Raw genomic sequence first — 18301 nt, 5'->3', positions numbered from 1 at the left:
TTCTGTCTTATGATTATCTTTACCCGGTATTACGCATCCCGGCTGCAACAGCGCTTATTGTCCGTAACAGAGGATTAATCCACGTATCCTGCTCATTCTCAGTTGCCTGCTCATCCCTGTATCGGGTTAACATCAGAATTTGAATGTGGCTTAATGGATCCAGGTAAGGGTCTCGACGTTGTAAAGAAAGCGATAAAGTCGGACTATCAGATAATAACTGTTCATTACAGGTGATCGCCAGAATATTATCAACAGTACGTTTGTACTCGTCGAAAATTTTTGTCGATACCCGTTGTTCAACATCTTTATCTTCACATAATTCAGAATATTCTTTAGCCGTTGACATATCGGCCTTCAATAATGCCATTTGCGTATTATTAAGCATGGCTTTGAAATAAGGCCAGTTGGCATTCATATCCTGTAATAATTTAACGTTTTCTTCTTTACCATCGATGAAATTAGCTAAAGCGGTGCCAATTCCATACCAGGCAGGCAGTGTGGTTCGGGACTGAGCCCAGCCAAATACCCAGGGGATAGCACGAATAGAGGCTTTGGAGCGATTCGCTTTACGGTGAGATGGGCGAGAACCAATATTCATCAGGCCTATTTCAGTCACCGGAGTCGTTTCATAGAAATAATCCAGGAAACCTTCCGTGCGATCGGTTAAATCTCTATATGTATCCTCACCGTCTTTTGTTAATGCCTGCATAGTTTGCAGGAATTGACTCTTAGCTGGTTTGGCTTTTTCGGTTACAACTGATTTACTGGCTTTCATTAAACCAGATACACCCATAGTCAGCTCATAAATAGCTGTTTCCTGGTTGCTGTATTTATAAGACAGCACTTCACCCTGCTCGGTGAATTTAATTTGTCCGTGAACCGTGCCTTCAGGTTGAGACAAAATAGCATCGTGAGTAGGGCCGCCGCCGCGACCGATGGTGCCGCCACGGCCATGGAACAGGCGACAATCAATTTCAAAGGCATCAGTCAGTTTGATTACTTTTTGTTGTGCATCATACAGATTCCATGATGACGCCATAATACCGCCATCTTTACAGGAATCAGAATAACCCAGCATGACTTCCTGCAGGTTACCTGATGATTTGAGCAGGTCTTTATAAATCGGATTTTCGAACAGTGCTTTTAATACTTCTTCGATATGCTCTAAATCTTCAATGGTTTCAAATAAAGGAGAAATTTTAACCTGACAGAACGTCTCTCCATTTTCATCTTTACCGGTTAAACCTGCTATAGTTGCCAGCCACATTACTTCAAGTACATGGCTTGCTGCATGGGTCATGGAGATAACATATTCACCAAATGCATTGGGTGAAATCTCACTGCGCATATTGGCAATTAATTCAAATACATTGAGTGTTTCGATGTTAAGTTCGTCTAGCTGCTTTTTATCTATAGACAGTTCTGGTGGTTTTTTCAGATACTCAGACAGTAATTTCTGACGTTGTTCTTCATCCAGATCGTTATAGTCTGGTGCACCTGAAATCTGTTTAATAATGTCTGCAACCGCGTCAGAGTGACGAGTTGACTCCTGACGAATATCGAGTTTAAGCAGGAAGAAACCAAAGGTTTCTGCAACACGAATACAGTCTTTTAAATCACCATTAGCAATGTTTTCATCACCATGGCTGATTAATGAACTGCGAATAAGCTGTAAATCAGCAATGAATTCTTTTTCAGAAGGGTATGCCTGATCAAAACCTTCAGCGCTTTCACCCGCCAGGCGTGCATTCACCTGCGCCAGATTTTGCTGTAGTCGATAATGCATAAATGACAGCTTGCGACGATAAGGCGCATTACTAAATGCATTTGGTGATGCGGCATATACTTCAAAGCGAATATTCTCATCCGTCTCAAGGCTGTCCATAAATGACTTTGTTGGAGTACATAAGTCAATTGAGTGAGTTAACTGCTTATTAACCTCAACTACACGGTATATGTACTCCTGCAAAATAACCTGAGTTTGCATACGCAGAGCCATTGCTGTGGTATCTGGTTTTACAAATGGGTTACCGTCTCGGTCACCACCAATCCAGGAGCCAAAGCGCAAAAAGCTAGGCACGGTGATGCTGTCATTGGGGTAATGCTTTCTAATCTTGCGCTCTAAATTACGATAAATATGTGGCACTGCATTAAACAGACTAGTACGGAAGTAATACATACCGTTTTTAATTTCATCACGTACCTGAGGTTTGTGTTCGCGTACTTCATTGGTGCGCCACAATTGCTGAATTTCAGTTTCCAGCTCTTCGGTTAATTCCGCACGCTGAAGTTTGCCGATACGTGTGTCGTTGAGTTTGTCGTTTAACAGGAAGATGCGGCGTAATGCATTCATTACACTGCGACGCTTGGATTCTGTTGGGTGTGCAGTGAATACCGGGACATAAGCAAGCTCATCCAGTAAATCCTGAAGCTGGGATGCATCTATGCCATCTAAACGAAACTGCTCCAGTGTATTATCAAATGAGCCAGTCCAGAGTGATTTACCGTTAAATACCTGTTCACGACGTTGTAGATGTTGATAGTCTTCTTCGGCAATATTGATCAGGCTGAAGTAAATGCTAAAAGCACGCACAACCTGAGTCAAAGTGTCAGCATCGAGTGTTTCGATAAACGCCATTAACTGGGCACGTTTTTTCGGATTATCTTCTTTGCGTAAACTAATGTAACCCTTACGTAATTTCTCAACAGCCTCATATACATGGGCGCCAGCGAGATTTTTAATAACATTACCCAGCAGGTTGCCAAATAGCTTTACCCGGGCGCGGAGTTTTTTGTCATTAGGAAGGGTCGACTTTTTAGCAGTGCTTACCATAAGTATTTTCTTAACGAAGTTGATTCAAGGCGCGATATTATACATGAAAGCTCAAAGGGGGGCTAAAATGATTAAGGCATTGATAAAATTGATTAATAATCATACTCTTGCAAGCATACTGAACAATATTAAAAAAGACTTAGGGTGAAAATGAGCGAATTAACCGATTCAGCTGAATGGAAAGCATTAAAAAAACACTTTAACAGCATGTCTCACGTACATATGCGTGATCTATTTGATGAAAACCCTGAGCGATTTAAGCAGTTTTCAGTGGGTTTGAATGATATTTTGCTGGATTTTTCTAAAAATCGCATTACGGATGAGACTTTTAAGTTATTGATGGATCTGGCGAGTTTTTCGCAGGTTGAACAGAGTCGTACTCATATGTTTGCCGGTGAAAATATGAATTGCACTGAATTTCGACCGGCTTTGCACATTGCATTGAGAAATCGCTCTAATAAACCAGTGATGGTAGATGGCAAAGATGTTATGCCGAAAATTAATGCTGTTTTGGCAAAAATGCGTGATTTTTCCGAGCGGGTAAGAAGCGGGCAGTTACGAGGTTATAACGGTCGAAGAATTAGAAGTATTGTAAACATAGGTATAGGAGGCTCTGATTTAGGTCCACATGTTGTATGTGAAGCAATGAAACCTTTCGCGCAGCGAGATTTAAAAGTGCATTTTGTATCAAATGCAGATGCTACTCATCTGGTAGAAACACTGAAACTGGTCGAGCCTGAAACCACGTTGTTTGTTATATCGTCTAAATCATTCACTACACAGGAAACCATGCTGAATGCCCATAGTGCCAGACGTTGGTTTGTGGATATGGTGGGTAATGAAACCGCAATAGCTAAACACTTTGTCGCGGTGAGTACGAATTTAGAAGCGACGACAAAATTTGGTATTGATAGTGAAAATGTATTTGAATTCTGGGACTGGGTTGGTGGGCGTTACTCTCTCTGGTCGGCTATAGGCTTACCTATAGCTCTTTATATTGGTATGGATCATTTTGAAGCTATGTTACAGGGTGCACATGAAATGGATCAGCACTTTGAAACAGCACCGTTAGATCAAAATATGCCGGTAATACTGGCAATGTTAGGTATCTGGTATAACAATTTTTTTGATGCGCAGAGTCATGCAATTATGCCTTATAGTCAGTATCTGGAGCGTTTACCTGCTTATCTTCAGCAGCTGGATATGGAAAGTAATGGCAAAACTATAGATCGTGAAAATCAACGGGTAAATTATTTAACGGGCCCGATAATCTGGGGGCAATCGGGCACGAATGGCCAGCATGCTTTCTTTCAGTTATTGCATCAGGGTACCAAGCCGGTGCCTGCCGATTTCTTAATTCCTGCACTTAGTCAAAACCCTTTAGGGTTGCATCATAGGGTGTTGTTTTCTAATTGTCTGGCGCAAACTAAAGCATTAATGCTGGGTAAAAAATACACTGAAGCTCTGGAGGAGATGCAGGCGGCAGGTATTTCTCCTGATGAGATTGATGATGCGATAGAGCATAAAGTTTTTGAAGGGAATAAACCCACGAATACCATTATTTTTGAAAGGTTAGATCCTAAAACACTGGGTTCGATTATGGCGATGTATGAGCATAAAATTTTTGTGCAGGGCATTGTCTGGAACATAAATTCATTTGATCAATGGGGTGTGGAATATGGCAAGGTGCTGGCGGGTGAAATTCAGCAGGATTTAGCGCAGCCCGGTGATGTTAGTAAGCACGACTCATCCACGAATGGACTGGTTAATTATCGAAAAAAAGTTTACTTTGATGATGAATTTGGAAAGAAACATGATTAAAGCATAGTCAGTAGTCGTAAGCCTTTGGTCAAATGCAATGTTGTTATCCTGAATGATAAATAATGATCTTGTTTGGTGAAGTGTTTTGATTGAAAAAGGGGTAGATCCTTCGTGCGCGACAAGAGTTACAAACTATAATTTTACGACTTACGACTTACGACTTACGACTTACGGCTATTTCCTCAAGCGCCCAGTCAATATGCTCTACCACCATTTCATTAACGTCAGGTCGTCTGGCTTTTAATGCCTCAATAATCAATTCTGAATAAGGTGCATTACCTAAAGCAACAGCAATGTTTCTGAGCCATTGCATATAACCAATTCTGCGAATAGGCGAACCTTCCATTTTTTTTAAAAATTCAGTTTCAGTCCAGTTAAATAAATCCAGCAATTGTGGTGCATCAAGTCCATGACGAACTTCGAAGTCTTTTTCATCGCTGGCTTTAGAAAAACGATTCCAGGGGCAGACCAGCTGGCAGTCATCACAACCATAAATATGGTTGCCAATAGCTTTGCGAAACTCGACTGGAATAGCTGTTTTTAATTCAATAGTTAAATAAGAAATACAGCGTCGGGCATCTAGTTTGTAGGGTGCAATGATGGCTTTGGTTGGGCATATATCAATGCAGGCAGAACAGGTGCCACAGTTGTTTTCAGGCTTGCTCTTATTTATGGGTAAAGGCAGGTCTGTGTAAATTTCGCCGAGGAAAAACCAGGATCCAGCTGATCTGTTGATAAGATTGGTGTGTTTGCCCATCCAGCCAAGACCTGCTTTTTCAGCTAATGCTTTTTCCAGTACGGGGGCGCTATCTGTAAATGCGCGATAACCAAACTCACCCACTTCTTTTTGCATCTTATCCACAAGTTTCTGTAGTCGTTTACGAATTAACTTATGGTAGTCACGCCCTGTGGCATAGCGTGATATGAGCCCCAGATTTTTATTGCCCAGCACTTTCTGTATTGATGTGGATTCGGGTGGGAAGTAATCTATTCTTACTGAAATAACTCTCAGGGTACCAGGCTCAAGCTCGTTGGGTCGGCTGCGTTTAGTGCCGTGTTTTGCCATGTATCCCATTTCACCCTGATAGTGGTTATCCAGCCACTCCTGTAGGTGAGTTTCATGCTGGCTCAGGTCAATATTGGTAACAGCGAGTTGAGAAAAGCCGAATTCAGCTGCCCATTGCTCGATATTACCTAGAAAATTTTCAGGAAGTGTTTTCAAAAGTTGTAAATATCATTTTTAAATTAAAAGTTAAGCATATGCTATAACAATCCAGTTGATAATTTCAGCGTTTTTTGGTCATATACGCGCCAGAAAATGACTTCTCTTAAATGTAGGAGCGAGCTTTAGCTCGCGATCGGGGGTATAGGCGTTCTAAAGCGAATACTATATTATCTCCGATTCTAAGTAGCATAATAAAATTACAGGTTCTTAAAACATGAAAATCCGCACCAGATTCGCCCCAAGCCCAACCGGTTACCTGCATATAGGTGGCGCCAGAACAGCACTGTTCTCATGGCTCTATAGCAAAAAAATGGCTGGTGAATTTGTTTTACGCATAGAAGATACCGATCGTGAGCGCTCAACTCAGGAAGCTGTAGACGCAATATTAGAAGGCATGAACTGGTTAGGTTTAAGTCACGATGAAGGCCCTGTCTATCAAACGGAACGTTATGATAGATATAATGAAGTCATCAAAAAATTATTAGACCAGGGTGATGCCTATTTCTGCAATTGTTCAAGAGAGCGCCTGGATGAAATGCGCGAACAGCAAATGGCCAATAAACAAAAACCTAAATATGATGGGTGCTGCAGAGAGAAGGGTTTAAGCGAAGCCGATGACACAGTGGTGCGTTTTAAAAATCCACTAGAAGGTGAGGTGGAAATAAATGATCACGTGCGTGGAAAGGTAGTAATCAGTAATCAGGAATTAGATGACTTAATCATCCAGCGTTCAGATGGCAACCCAACCTATAACTTAACTGTTGTAGTGGATGATATGGATATGGAAATAAGCCATGTGATTCGCGGTGACGACCATCTAAACAATACACCAAGACAAATTAATATATTAAATGCCCTGGGTGCTGTTACACCTGAATATGCTCATGTGCCCATGATAAATGGTACAGATGGTAAAAAACTTTCAAAAAGGCGTGATGCAGTAAGCGTAATGCAATATAGAGATGATGGTTACCTGAAAGAAGCGGTCATTAATTATCTGGTGCGTTTAGGCTGGAGTCACGGTGATCAGGAAGTATTTAGCCTGGAAGAAATGATTGAGTTATTTGATATAGATGATATCAATAAATCATCATCAAGCCTGAGCATAGAAAAGCTTCAGTGGCTCAACCAGCACTACATGAAACAAATGACACCAGAAAAACTGGCCGAAGAATTACAGTTTTATATAAAACAGGCAAACCTGGATGTATCAAGTGGCCCTGATCTGGTGGAAGTGATGAAAGTATATCAGGAGCGTTGTTCAACGCTGGTGGAGCTGGTGGAAGATATTCGTTATTTTTATGAAGATATAACTGAATACAACCCGAAGCAGGCGAAGAAACAGTTTAAACCCGCAGCAGCTGAAGTGTTATTAAGTTTGAAAGACTCATATGAAGCGTTGGAAGACTGGCATGCGGAGTCGATACATCAAGTGGTAGAAAGTACCGTTGAAAAACTGGAGATTGGTTTTGGAAAAGTAGGGCAACCACTTCGTTTGGCGGTTACAGGGCATGGCCGTTCACCATCTATAGATGTTACGTTGGAATTATTGGGTAAAGAGGAGACTCTTTCTCGATTAGATAAAGCGATTGAATTTATTAAGGTATAAGCTTATTTTTTATGCTTTAAGCTTAGAAAATAGCAGGGTAAAAAAGTTTATCCTGTCATTCACGAATGTTTGTATCGAGGATTCAGTGACTTTTGCTAATGATTTGAACTTAAGTGGTATCCCAAAGGATTGATTAAGTTATCAAACTAAATAGTTTTTAGAAGTAATAATAGCGCAAAAACAACGTAATCCTTTGACTTAAAAGCCTTTTTCCCATAAAATCCACATCCAAATTTGGGGCTATAGCTCAGCTGGGAGAGCGCAACACTGGCAGTGTTGAGGTCTGCGGTTCGATCCCGCATAGCTCCACCAAATTATTATTTTTTTTCATTTTTTCAGGGTGTAACGTTGAAAATCATAGTCACTGGTGGTGCAGGGTTTATTGGGTCTGCAGTTATCAGACAGTATACCCAAGAAACAGAACATGAAGTTATAAACCTTGATGCCCTTACATATGCTGGGAATCTTGAGTCGTTAGCATCTGTTGTAGAGCAGCCTCGGTATCAGTTTGAACATGTCGATATTAAAGATATTAACGAGGTTAAGCGTGTATTTGAGCGGCATAAACCTGATGCTGTTATGCACTTAGCAGCTGAATCACATGTTGATCGTTCAATTGATGCCCCGGCAGACTTTATTCAAACTAATATTGTTGGCACGCTCAATTTACTTGAGGTTGCTAGGAAGTATTGGGGTGAGTTAGAAGGAGCTCGAAAGGATAGTTTCAGGTTTCACCATGTTTCAACAGATGAGGTCTATGGTGACTTAGATGAAACGGGTCTATTTACCGAAGAAACAAGTTATGAACCAAGTTCACCTTACTCTGCAAGTAAAGCTTCTTCGGATCATCTGGTAAGAGCTTGGCATAGAACTTATGGTCTGCCTATTGTGATTACTAATTGCTCAAACAATTATGGGGCTTTTCAATTTCCAGAAAAACTGATACCTCTAATTACTCTTAATGCGTTAGAAGGGAAGCCATTGCCAATATATGGAACTGGTCAGCAAATACGTGACTGGCTTCATGTTGATGACCACGCAAGGGCGTTAAGGTTGGTTCTTGAAAAGGGAGCAAATGGCCAGACTTACAATATTGGGGGGCATAATGAGAAGACAAATTTACAAGTTGTAAAAACAATTTGTTCTTTGCTGGATAAGCTAGTACCTGATTCACCATATATTCCCCACGAATCCCTAATTACGTACGTAACAGATAGGCCCGGTCATGATTTACGTTATGCAATTGATGCTGGTAAGATTGAAAAAGACCTGGGATGGACTCCCGATGAAACCTTTGAAACGGGTATAGCAAAAACTATTCAATGGTATTTGAACAATAGTGAGTGGTGTGAACATGTGCAGGATGGTAGTTATCAAGGTCAGCGCCTGGGTACAGGAGAAAATGAAGAGTGAAAGGTATTATTCTAGCTGGGGGCTCGGGTACTCGGCTATACCCAATTACTAAAGGCGTGAGCAAACAGTTAATGCCTATTTATGATAAACCTATGGTTTATTATCCTTTATCAGTTTTAATGCTAGCGGGCATTACGGATATTCTTATTATATCTACACCGCATGATTTGCCGCAGTTTAAAGTATTATTGGGAGATGGCACTAATTTAGGAATTAGTCTTTCCTATGCAGAACAACCAACACCTGATGGATTGGCGCAGGCGTTTATTATAGGTGAAGACTTTATCGGTGACGATGATGTGTGTCTTGTTCTGGGAGATAATATTTTTCATGGACATGGTTTAACGGCGTTATTAGAAAAATCTATTTCAAATGTTAGTAATTTAAATAAAGCAACGGTCTTCGGTTATTACGTAAAAGATCCTGAGCGTTATGGCGTTGCAGAATTTGATGTGCAGGGCAATGTTCTGAGTCTAGTTGAAAAACCTGTAGAGCCTAAAAGTAATTATGCTGTTGTTGGGTTATATTTTTATCCGAATAGTGTCGTTAAAATTGCGAAAACGATTAAGCCTTCAGAGAGAGGTGAACTCGAAATCACAACAGTTAACCAAACTTACCTCGATCAAGGGGCGTTAATGGTTGAGTTAATGGGCAGAGGTTATGCCTGGTTGGATACGGGTACTCACGAAAGCTTACTTGAAGCCTCTAATTTTATTCAGACAATTGAAAATCGACAAGGGTTAAAAATTGCCTGTATAGAAGAAATAGCGTACGAAAAAGGCTATATTTCTAAAGGAAGCCTCCTGGCATTAACTGAGCCGTTAAAGAAAAATCAATACGGTCAATATCTTATTCGACGTGCAAATGAGCTGTAGCCTGTGAAATTTATCCCTCAATCTATTGCTGAGATAGTTTTGATTGAAACTGTAATTCATGGGGATGAGCGCGGTTACTTTTCTGAAACTTTCCGACAAGATAAGTTTGAAGAAGCAATTGGCTATAAAGTTAACTTTCTTCAAGATAACGAATCTAAGTCATCTAGAGGAATATTAAGGGGCTTGCATTTTCAATTACCACCATTTGCGCAGAGTAAATTGGTAAGGGTTGTAGAAGGTGAAGTGCTTGATGTTGCGGTAGATATTCGTACTGGAAGCCCAACTTTTGGGCAGCATGTTTCAGTGTTGCTCAGTGGGGAGAATAAGCGACAGTTATTTATACCCCGTGGTTTTGCTCATGGCTTTGTTGTCTTGAGTGATATGGCTATTTTTTCTTATAAAGTTGATAATTATTATTCGGCTGAGTCAGATCGTGGTTTAGCTTTTGACGATAAAGAACTTGATATAGGTTGGCAACTATCAAAAGAAGAGTTGCAGCTTTCAATTAAAGATCAAAAGCAACCAGTTTTGGAAAATTTAGGACAATGCTTTAGTTATGGGGTGAGCTACTATGCGTAAAAGAATCTTGGTGACAGGAGCAAATGGTCAACTTGGACAATCTATAGCAAAATTGGTATCAGCTAATAAAGATTTAGATTTTACTTTTGTTACCCAGAAAGAACTGGAGTTTGATCCCCTGGAAAATATAGATGTTTTTTTTCAGGGCAAAGTGTTTGATGTGGTTGTTAACTGTGCGGCATATACTGCAGTAGATAAAGCTGAAACCGAATATGAATTAGCAAATCTAGTTAATCATCTGGCAGTGAAGAGAATAGCTGAAATTTGTAAAACAAAAGATATAAATCTAATTCATATTAGTACTGACTATGTTTTTAATGGTAGGAATTTTCAGCCTTACATAGAAGCAGATGCCACAGATCCTTTAAATGTTTATGGGAAAACGAAACTTGCTGGAGAGCAGGTGTTGCAAGAAATAAACCCAAAAGGAATAATTATCCGTACGAGTTGGGTGTATTCTGAATTTGATAAGAATTTTGTCAATACAATGTTACGTTTAGGTAAAGAAAAAAATCAAATAAATATTGTATCTGATCAAGTGGGGACACCAACTTATGCCAGAGATTTAGCTGAAGCTATCTTAAATGTTATACAGCATTCAAAATTTGAAGATCAAACGGTAATCTCTAATATTTATCATTACAGTAATGAAGGTGTAGCAAGTTGGTATGATTTTACAAAAGCTATTTTCGAGTTTGAGCAAATAAATTGTAATGTTTTGCCGATTGAAACAAAAAAATATTTAACACCAGCAAAGCGACCTTTATATAGTTTGATGAGTAAAATTAAAATAAAAGATATATTTGATATAGAAATTCCTTATTGGAAGGATGCGTTAGAAAGATGTTTAAAGCAAAGAAAGGATTGAAATTATTTTAGTTTTCATAGCGTAATGTTCGCGGGTAACAAATATGGATTTTATTTCATAAGTTGATTTGAGAGAACAAGGAATTAAATTAGCTAGAGTCAAGCTATGCAGTTTGATTTTAAAAAGTTTTGAAAGTATCTATGATGAATGGTAGTTAGTTAATTGATTTCTTTACTTAAACATGTTTTTCAGGATTAGGTGTTAATGAAATTTTAATCATACATGATTTTATGTGTATAGAAATTCCTGAATATTATAATTGTAGAATTTACATGATTTATCAAAAAAGACTTAGTCGGTTCCGTATGAGGGAATGCAGAATATTTTGAATAGGGGCAGGGATAGAGGTAAAAAGAGCTTTAATGTTTTTTCTGCGAACACTGTTTTTTGATAAACTGAATTGTACTAATGAAATGTCATTATATATGAATTTAAAAAAAAGATTTGATTGTGTTTATAACGTTTTATTGTCTGAAAGATTAAAGTATATATACGAGCAGACATTGTATTCTGTTATTACATTTGTATATGTGTTTTTAGTAGCTAATAATTTAGGTCCAGAACAGTTTGGAAAATTTTCATCCCTATATGTGCTCCTTATGTTATTCGTGGTTCTTGAAAGTTCATTTGTATTGCAGTACTACACGGTAATTTCAGCGAAGGTAAGCAATAGCGTCAGAAGAACGCTAATGCCTGGGTTTGTGGTTTTTTTACCCATTTTATTAAGTATTGGGTTTTATGTATATTATAACTATGATCTGTTTTTCTCAATGATGTTTATGATGTTTCTCATTATTAGGTTTTATAATGAGTTTAACAGAAGGTTGTTACTCATTTCTTCTATGGCGATAGAGCAAATGTTTTTAAATGTTGTTATTTTGTGTGTTTTAGTTGCAAGCTTTGTGTTTTTTGAAAACATAGATTTATATGGTTCTTTCTTTATATTATTAATGGTTTCGGTAATTAGCTTTGTTTATTACTTTTTTTTAAAAAAGAGTAGATTGGGTGGCGGTTTTAGATGGAGGCATGTAGCAGTTTCTATAAAAATGATGTTTCGCTATAATGGATGGATGATTTTGGTTGCTCTTTTTGCTTATATGAGTAATCAGCTTATGCCATTTATTCTAAGTCTACTTTCTAGTTCAAAAGATGCAGGGTATTTCATGGTTGTTTTAAATTATTTAGGCGTTTCGCAAGTGATTTTGCAGGCTTTAAATGTATATTATTTAAAAAAATTATCGGTTTCACTAGTTAATAAGTCGAGAGCCGAGGCTTACTCAATAGCGAATAAAGTCGGAAATAAAATGGCTGTTATTATGATGATTGTATTATTGCCAGTGGTTTGGTTTTCAGATTTCATTATAGAATCTTTATATGGTGATAATTTTGATGTGGAATTTATATCAGTTGTTTATCTCTATTTATATTTTGTTGTTATGGCAAAGTATCAAGGTGTTGCTAATTATCATAAGATATTGATGAAAACTGAGTTGGTTTTTGGCTCAAGTGTGACTGCGTTGATTGCGGTATATGTTGTCGTTTTATTTGTTGCTGATATTTACGGCTATGTTGGTACGGCATTCGCGGTCTTTGGTGGTTCTATAGTTAGTTTATTGTCGCTTAAATTGTTAACTTATTTTGATTTTAGGAAGAGTGCATATGAATAAAAAAACACTAAGCGAGGTTTGTAAAGCAGTAAAAAACCTTCCGTATTATCCTATAAAATATGATGGTAAAAACATAGAGAATGAAGATCATTATTTTAATGTACATCAAAGAAGGTATGTCCATGCATTTGAACGATTGAAAAAAACAATTAATTCAAATGATGTTGTGCTCGATATAGGTGGTGAGCCTGGGCATATTACAAATATAATTAAAAGTCATTGTTCTCAAAATGTAAGCGTGCTGGGTTTGTGGCAAGACGAAATAATAACTGCCCGTTTTAAAGAGTTAGCTATTGATGCATATTCATGTGATCTAGATAAAGAGTTATTTCCATTTGAAGATTCATCTTGCGATGTAATCACAATGTTTGAAGTTATTGAGCATATGACTAATGTACCAAAAATACTAAATGAAATTAATAGAATTCTTAAACCAGGAGGTAAGCTTATTATCTCTACACCAAACGCAGTAAAGTTCAAAAACCGTATTAAAACACTTTTAGGCAGAGGTATAGGCTGGCCAGAAGTTGATAAAAATAAAGCTGGGTCTGGTAATGGGTTTTTCGATTTGCCATTTTATGCGAGGCATTATAAAGAGTATACAGAATCAGAATTACATTATCTTTTTTCTGAGGCTGGATTTAAAGAACATGAATTTGTGTTTAAAAATTCATACGCAAGAAAGGTTGCACAAGCAATAAGCTTCATTTTTCCTCGACTTTCAGATACTTTGTTTTATACAGGTGTAAAAGGGAGATGATGCGAACATTAGAGAAAACCTCTAATCAAATATATGAATTGTTATTCATTAATTTCATTCTTGTTTTTATTGTTATTTTGAGTGTTGTTTTTGTAGTTAATTTTTGTGATGTTTCATTTTACTCTGCTTTATTCGTATATATTCCAGTAATGTTACTGTTTTTTTTCTTGGCTAATAAAAATATATATTATGGATTAGTTATTTTGGTGGCTATAGTCCCGATTCAGCCATTGTTCTCTATGTTTATTTCACAATATATAGATATGATGGGGGCTAAGGTTCTTGTTTCTATTAAGGAATCAATGGTTTTTGTGTTGTTAGTTATTGCTTGTACGAAGAATTATTATAAAGTTAAGTTGATTAGTGTAGATTATTTTTTAATTATTTTTTTTATCATCTATAGTATAGCGTTTGTTTTATCAGATGCGCCACTTTTTGTGAGATTGGTATCTTATAGGGAAGGCGCAATGATTGTAATGATTTATTTTTTAGGTCGGTATTCAAATTTACAGTTAAAGGAGCTTAAGCTTTTGATGTTAAGCATGTTTCTGGTTGCTTCTGGTGTTCTGGCGTTTGGTTTTGTAGAAAGATTTTTGGTAGGGGAATCATTTTGGGGTTATGTAGGTGCTTTATTATATATGGAGCTAAAGTTTGGTGTTGATAATCCTGGTGCATGGGTGATGGGTGGTGTGCCATCGCAATGGTATTCATATATCGGGGATGTGCCATATCGTCGCATGGTCTCTAGTATTGGTGATGCACCTACATTATCTCGTTATCTCGCTTTTTCAATGTTGTTAAGTATAGTTTGTTATAGTGTAATCATTAGCGATAAAGTGGGTAAGATTTTCATAAAGTATGTCGTATCTACTTTGTTTTTTCTAGCTATGTTGTTTTCTATAGGTCGAGGTGGTTTGTTGATTGCGCTGGTTGGAATAATGTTTTTTAACTTTAAGTACAATAAGGATATGATTTTTTATATTGGTTTGTTAATTCTTATTTTTCTTGTTTATATGAGTGTTAGTGGGTATATATATAGTCCTGTTTTGTCCAGGCATGTCGCGGGGCTTTTGGGAGGCATGCAGTCATTGTTGCATGATCCGTTTGGGATTGGTTTGGGGACTTCTGGGCAAATGGCGGTATTATATGGAGAGCAAAAAACTGGGCTTGTAGAGGAAAGTTATGTTGGCTCTTTAGCTATACAAATAGGTTTTTCGGGTGTTATTTCTTATGTTGTTTTTATGGTGGCTCTTATACGATATTTGAGTAATACTATAAAATTTGTGGGAGGTAATGCTGTTGGTTTGATATCAAGATTTTCTTCGGCGTTTATGTTTGGGGTTTTTTTAACGTCATTTCTAGCGAATTCAAGTATTTCTCCAATTGTAATAATAAATGTTCTTTTGGTGTCTGGCTCTATAATAACAATTCGAGAAAAAGTCGAGCATAAATATGTCCAATTACAAAAAAAATAATAAATGTCCTGATTTTTTTATTGTAGGAGCGCCAAAGTCTGGCACGACATCGTTTTATCATTATCTTGATGGTTGTGATGAGATATACATGAGCGATATAAAGGAACCAAATTATTTTTCTTGCTCAGATATAAAAAATCAAAATCTTTATTATAAAGTAAAAAGTGTCTGTGATTATGACCAGTACTTATCTCTATTCGGGAATGCGAGTACAGAGCAGTTGCGTGGGGAGGCTAGTGTCTCATATTTATATTATCCTGAGGTGGCCTCTAAAATATATAGATATAACCAAAATGCAAAAATAATAATTGCGTTACGAAATCCCGTCGAAAGAGCTATTTCACATTTTGAAATGGACTCTAGATTGGGTTATGTAGATAAAAGTCTTAATCAAGTTCTTGAAGGGGGGGATGATAATTTTTATCAACAGTATATTAAGCTTGGGCTTTATTACGATCAAGTCAAAAGGTATTTGGATGTGTTTGGAGAGGATCAAGTGAAAATATTTCTTTTTGATGAGATAGTGGAAGACTCGTATTCTGTTTTTTTACAGATTTTGTTGTTTTTAAACGTAGACGAATCTGAGTTTTGTTTTGATGGGGTGATTTATAATGATGCAATTGAGGGTAAGAATAAATATATCTCATTCCTTTATAGAAATACATCATTTAGGTGTTTTGTATCAAAACTTATTCCTGAAAATATTAAGTTGTATTTAAAGGCTTTATTCTTTAAAAAATCAATTAAAAAAACAGTTGACTGTGAAATAAAAGAAAAGTTATTTTGTTTTTATAAAGATGATATAGGTAAGTTGCAAAAACTTATCAATCGTGACTTGTCGCATTGGGTTGATGCTAAATGAAAGTTGGTATTATTGAGCCTGTTGGCGCTCATGGCGGGATGAATTATTACGACTTTGGGCTTGCTAATGGGTTAGTGAAATCAAATTGCCAAGTCATATTGTATACTTCTGAAGAAACAAGTTCTGAAGGAGTGAGTGCATTTGAAATTAAAAAAACTTTTAAAGGTGTCTGGGGGAAAGCTCCTAAGGTATTGAGAGCTGTTAGATTTGTCTATGGGCTTTATGACTCTTTAAAGGATGCCAAGGTTAATGATGTTGCTGTTATTCATTTTCATTTTTTTCATTATACAGTTCTCGAAGTTTTAAGTGTAAAGCTTGCGAAAAAATTTGGTTTTAAAGTGGTTGTTACTGCTCATGATGTTGAAAGCTTTGCTGTTAAGCGAGGTGGGTCTAGAGCTAAAAAAATTCTTCAAAGTGTTGATAAAGTCATTGCTCATAACGAGGTAAGCAAATGTGAATTGGTTGCCGAAGTGTTATTGTCAGAAGATTCTACTTGCATTATTCCTCATGGTCATTACCTTGACTCAATTGGGATTTTGCCTGATAAAACACTAGCAAGGGAGAAGTTAGGTTTATCAGTTGATGATAAGGTGCTTCTCTTTTTTGGTCAGATTAAGAAGGTGAAAGGGCTTGATATTTTATTGAAGTCACTTCCTCGGGTAATAAAAATACATCCTGATCTTAAACTGGTAATAGCTGGGAAGGTATGGAAAGATGACTTTTCAATATATAAAAAACTTATTAGTGATAACAAATTGGAAAATTATGTTATTAGCCATATTAGATATATTTCTGATAGTGATGTTGCTAATTACTATCTTTCTGCGGACCTTGTTGTTCTTCCCTATAGAAAGATATATCAGAGTGGCGTTTTGCTCATGGCAATGAGCTATGGTGTACCCGTATTGGCATCTGATATTTTAGGAATGACTGAAATTGTTCAAGATGGGAATAATGGTTTCTTGTTTGTTTCAGAGGATGTAAATAATATGAGCATGAGGTTAAAAAAAATACTAATGAATCCAAAAGATTTAACAAAAATGGGTGTTGCAGGGCATAAGACTGTAGTTACAGAACATGATTGGAGTCAAATAGGTAGTATGACTTGTAAGGTTTATGAGACCATTTGTTATGGCAAGTAAACAAGTTGTTGTGTTAGGAATTCGTGGCGTTCCAGCTGAACACGGAGGCTTTGAAACATTTGCTGAATACCTTTGTCGTTATTTGATTGCACGTGATTGGAATATATTAGTCTACTGTCAAGAAAAAGGGGGGGGGGGCATTTATCAGTCTGAGTGGGAGGGGGTAACGCGTATTCATATACCCGTAGATATTGCTGGGCCACTAGGTACTATTATCTTTGATTGGAAATCTGTCATTCACTCCCTTCGTCAGAATGGAGTGTTTTTGACTCTAGGATATAACACTGCAATCTTTAATGCTTTACATCGTTTAAAAGGTAAGATTAATATCATTAACATGGACGGAATAGAGTGGAAACGACAAAAGTGGGGTGTTGTATCTAAGGCATGGTTTTGGCTTAATGAGCGGTTTGGATGTTGGTTTGGTAATCATTTAGTGGCTGATCATCCTTGTATAGAGGATCACTTGGCGGTACGGGTTTCACGTGAGAAAATTACTATGATAGCTTATGGTGGCTGTAAAATTACAGAAGCGAATGAGTCCGCATTGTCAGAATATGGGCTAGAAAAGAATGGCTATGCTATCCTCATTGCACGTCCAGAACCTGAAAATTCAATTCTTGAAGTGGTTACTGCATTTTCAGCTATTAAACGTAGTTTTAAATTAGTGGTTTTAGGGAGCTATCAGTTAGAGGGTAATGCGTATCATCGAGCGGTTGTTGATGCGGCTAGTGACGAGGTCTTGTTTGTAGGGGCTATTTATGATTCTGAGATTATAAGTGCACTTCGATTTTTTGCTAGAGTATATGTTCATGGGCATCAAGTAGGAGGTACTAATCCATCATTAGTCGAAGCATTAGGAGCAGGGGGTGCTGTCATAGCACACGACAACCCTTTTAATCAATGGGTTGCAAAAGATGCAGCAGTTTACTTTGATGGAATAAGTTCACTTGAAAAATTATTTGATCAGTTTTTAATAGATGATGAGTTAGTTAGCCCATTAAAGGCTGCTGCTAGACGTAATTTTGAAGCTAATTTTCAGTGGGATGATATATTAAAGCAGTATGAAGCTTTATTGTTGAGATACTTACCTGAAGCATAGTTTTTATTTCAATATATAGAAATCGCCTATTTCAATTCAATAAATTGGCTTATAATGTCCTTAAATTCTA

Annotated in this window: 14 protein-coding genes and 1 tRNA gene; 13 read left to right on the top strand and 2 right to left on the bottom strand. The window is 37.3% G+C overall.

Annotation, left to right across the window (positions count from 1 at the left end; genetic code table 11):
• Positions 1–19: 19 nt before the first annotated feature.
• Entirely contained in the window at positions 20–2833 is a 2814-nt protein-coding gene (locus DIZ80_14035; protein RDH81221.1) for a phosphoenolpyruvate carboxylase, read from the bottom strand.
• Between the two features lie 150 nt (positions 2834–2983).
• On the opposite strand from DIZ80_14035, the gene DIZ80_14030 reads away from it, so the two are divergent.
• Positions 2984–4654: a glucose-6-phosphate isomerase gene (locus DIZ80_14030; protein ID RDH81220.1), complete on the top strand. Its 1671-nt coding sequence runs from the start codon at positions 2984–2986 to the stop codon at positions 4652–4654.
• Between the two features lie 154 nt (positions 4655–4808).
• Here DIZ80_14030 and queG read toward each other — a convergent pair whose 3' ends face one another.
• Positions 4809–5876 (bottom strand): tRNA epoxyqueuosine(34) reductase QueG, encoded by a 1068-nt coding sequence (gene queG, locus DIZ80_14025; protein RDH81219.1) that lies wholly within the window; start codon positions 5874–5876, stop codon positions 4809–4811.
• Positions 5877–6093: 217 nt separating this feature from the next.
• Here queG and DIZ80_14020 point away from each other — a divergent pair, with 217 nt between their 5' ends.
• From DIZ80_14020 to DIZ80_13965, 12 genes are all read left to right on the top strand, one after another.
• Positions 6094–7488, top strand: coding sequence for a glutamate--tRNA ligase (locus DIZ80_14020; protein ID RDH81218.1), 1395 nt, complete (start codon positions 6094–6096; stop codon positions 7486–7488).
• A gap of 236 nt (positions 7489–7724) precedes the next feature.
• Positions 7725–7800: transfer RNA gene (locus DIZ80_14015), tRNA-Ala, on the top strand.
• A gap of 36 nt (positions 7801–7836) precedes the next feature.
• Complete coding sequence (gene rfbB, locus DIZ80_14010) at positions 7837–8901, top strand: dTDP-glucose 4,6-dehydratase (GenBank protein RDH81217.1); 1065 nt, start codon at positions 7837–7839, stop codon at positions 8899–8901.
• Positions 8898–9776 carry a glucose-1-phosphate thymidylyltransferase gene (rfbA, locus tag DIZ80_14005; protein RDH81216.1) on the top strand — a complete coding sequence of 293 codons (879 nt, stop codon included), beginning with the start codon at positions 8898–8900 and terminating at the stop codon, positions 9774–9776. Before rfbB ends, rfbA begins: the two co-directional genes overlap by 4 nt.
• A gap of 3 nt (positions 9777–9779) precedes the next feature.
• On the top strand, positions 9780–10355 hold the full coding sequence (gene rfbC / locus DIZ80_14000) for a dTDP-4-dehydrorhamnose 3,5-epimerase (GenBank protein ID RDH81215.1): 576 nt from the start codon (positions 9780–9782) through the stop codon (positions 10353–10355).
• Positions 10348–11223 carry a dTDP-4-dehydrorhamnose reductase gene (rfbD, locus tag DIZ80_13995; GenBank protein ID RDH81214.1) on the top strand — a complete coding sequence of 292 codons (876 nt, stop codon included), beginning with the start codon at positions 10348–10350 and terminating at the stop codon, positions 11221–11223. The genes rfbC and rfbD overlap by 8 nt, the downstream gene beginning before the upstream one ends.
• A gap of 362 nt (positions 11224–11585) precedes the next feature.
• On the top strand, positions 11586–12890 hold the full coding sequence (locus DIZ80_13990; GenBank protein ID RDH81213.1) for a hypothetical protein: 1305 nt from the start codon (positions 11586–11588) through the stop codon (positions 12888–12890).
• The gene (locus DIZ80_13985; protein RDH81212.1) at positions 12883–13650 is read left to right on the top strand and encodes a hypothetical protein; all 768 of its coding nucleotides are present in this window, start codon (positions 12883–12885) and stop codon (positions 13648–13650) included. Before DIZ80_13990 ends, DIZ80_13985 begins: the two co-directional genes overlap by 8 nt.
• Positions 13647–15125, top strand: coding sequence for a hypothetical protein (locus DIZ80_13980; protein RDH81211.1), 1479 nt, complete (start codon positions 13647–13649; stop codon positions 15123–15125). The genes DIZ80_13985 and DIZ80_13980 overlap by 4 nt, the downstream gene beginning before the upstream one ends.
• Positions 15103–15987 (top strand): hypothetical protein, encoded by an 885-nt coding sequence (locus DIZ80_13975; protein ID RDH81210.1) that lies wholly within the window; start codon positions 15103–15105, stop codon positions 15985–15987. The genes DIZ80_13980 and DIZ80_13975 overlap by 23 nt, the downstream gene beginning before the upstream one ends.
• Entirely contained in the window at positions 15984–17129 is a 1146-nt protein-coding gene (locus tag DIZ80_13970; GenBank protein ID RDH81209.1) for a glycosyl transferase, read from the top strand. The genes DIZ80_13975 and DIZ80_13970 overlap by 4 nt, the downstream gene beginning before the upstream one ends.
• Positions 17119–18231 (top strand): glycosyl transferase, encoded by a 1113-nt coding sequence (locus DIZ80_13965; protein ID RDH81208.1) that lies wholly within the window; start codon positions 17119–17121, stop codon positions 18229–18231. The genes DIZ80_13970 and DIZ80_13965 overlap by 11 nt, the downstream gene beginning before the upstream one ends.
• Positions 18232–18301: the final 70 nt, after the last annotated feature.

This window comes from endosymbiont of Galathealinum brachiosum, from assembly GCA_003349885.1.
Lineage (GTDB): Bacteria > Pseudomonadota > Gammaproteobacteria > SZUA-229 > SZUA-229 > SZUA-229.
Note: the sequence above shows the minus strand (reverse complement) of the source record. Positions and strands in the feature narration are given on the sequence as shown.

What these genes read in the sequence shown, in the direction of transcription:
- DIZ80_14035 (RDH81221.1), bottom strand. Translation starts at nt 2,833, where the DNA reads ATGGTAAGCACTGCTAAAAAGTCGACCCTTCCTAATGACAAAAAACTC.
- DIZ80_14030 (RDH81220.1), top strand. Translation starts at nt 2,984, where the DNA reads ATGAGCGAATTAACCGATTCAGCTGAATGGAAAGCATTAAAAAAACAC.
- DIZ80_14020 (RDH81218.1), top strand. Translation starts at nt 6,094, where the DNA reads ATGAAAATCCGCACCAGATTCGCCCCAAGCCCAACCGGTTACCTGCAT.
- rfbD (RDH81214.1), top strand. Translation starts at nt 10,348, where the DNA reads ATGCGTAAAAGAATCTTGGTGACAGGAGCAAATGGTCAACTTGGACAA.
- DIZ80_13990 (RDH81213.1), top strand. Translation starts at nt 11,586, where the DNA reads ATGTTTTTTCTGCGAACACTGTTTTTTGATAAACTGAATTGTACTAAT.
- DIZ80_13985 (RDH81212.1), top strand. Translation starts at nt 12,883, where the DNA reads ATGAATAAAAAAACACTAAGCGAGGTTTGTAAAGCAGTAAAAAACCTT.
- DIZ80_13980 (RDH81211.1), top strand. Translation starts at nt 13,647, where the DNA reads ATGATGCGAACATTAGAGAAAACCTCTAATCAAATATATGAATTGTTA.
- DIZ80_13975 (RDH81210.1), top strand. Translation starts at nt 15,103, where the DNA reads ATGTCCAATTACAAAAAAAATAATAAATGTCCTGATTTTTTTATTGTA.
- DIZ80_13970 (RDH81209.1), top strand. Translation starts at nt 15,984, where the DNA reads ATGAAAGTTGGTATTATTGAGCCTGTTGGCGCTCATGGCGGGATGAAT.
- DIZ80_13965 (RDH81208.1), top strand. Translation starts at nt 17,119, where the DNA reads ATGGCAAGTAAACAAGTTGTTGTGTTAGGAATTCGTGGCGTTCCAGCT.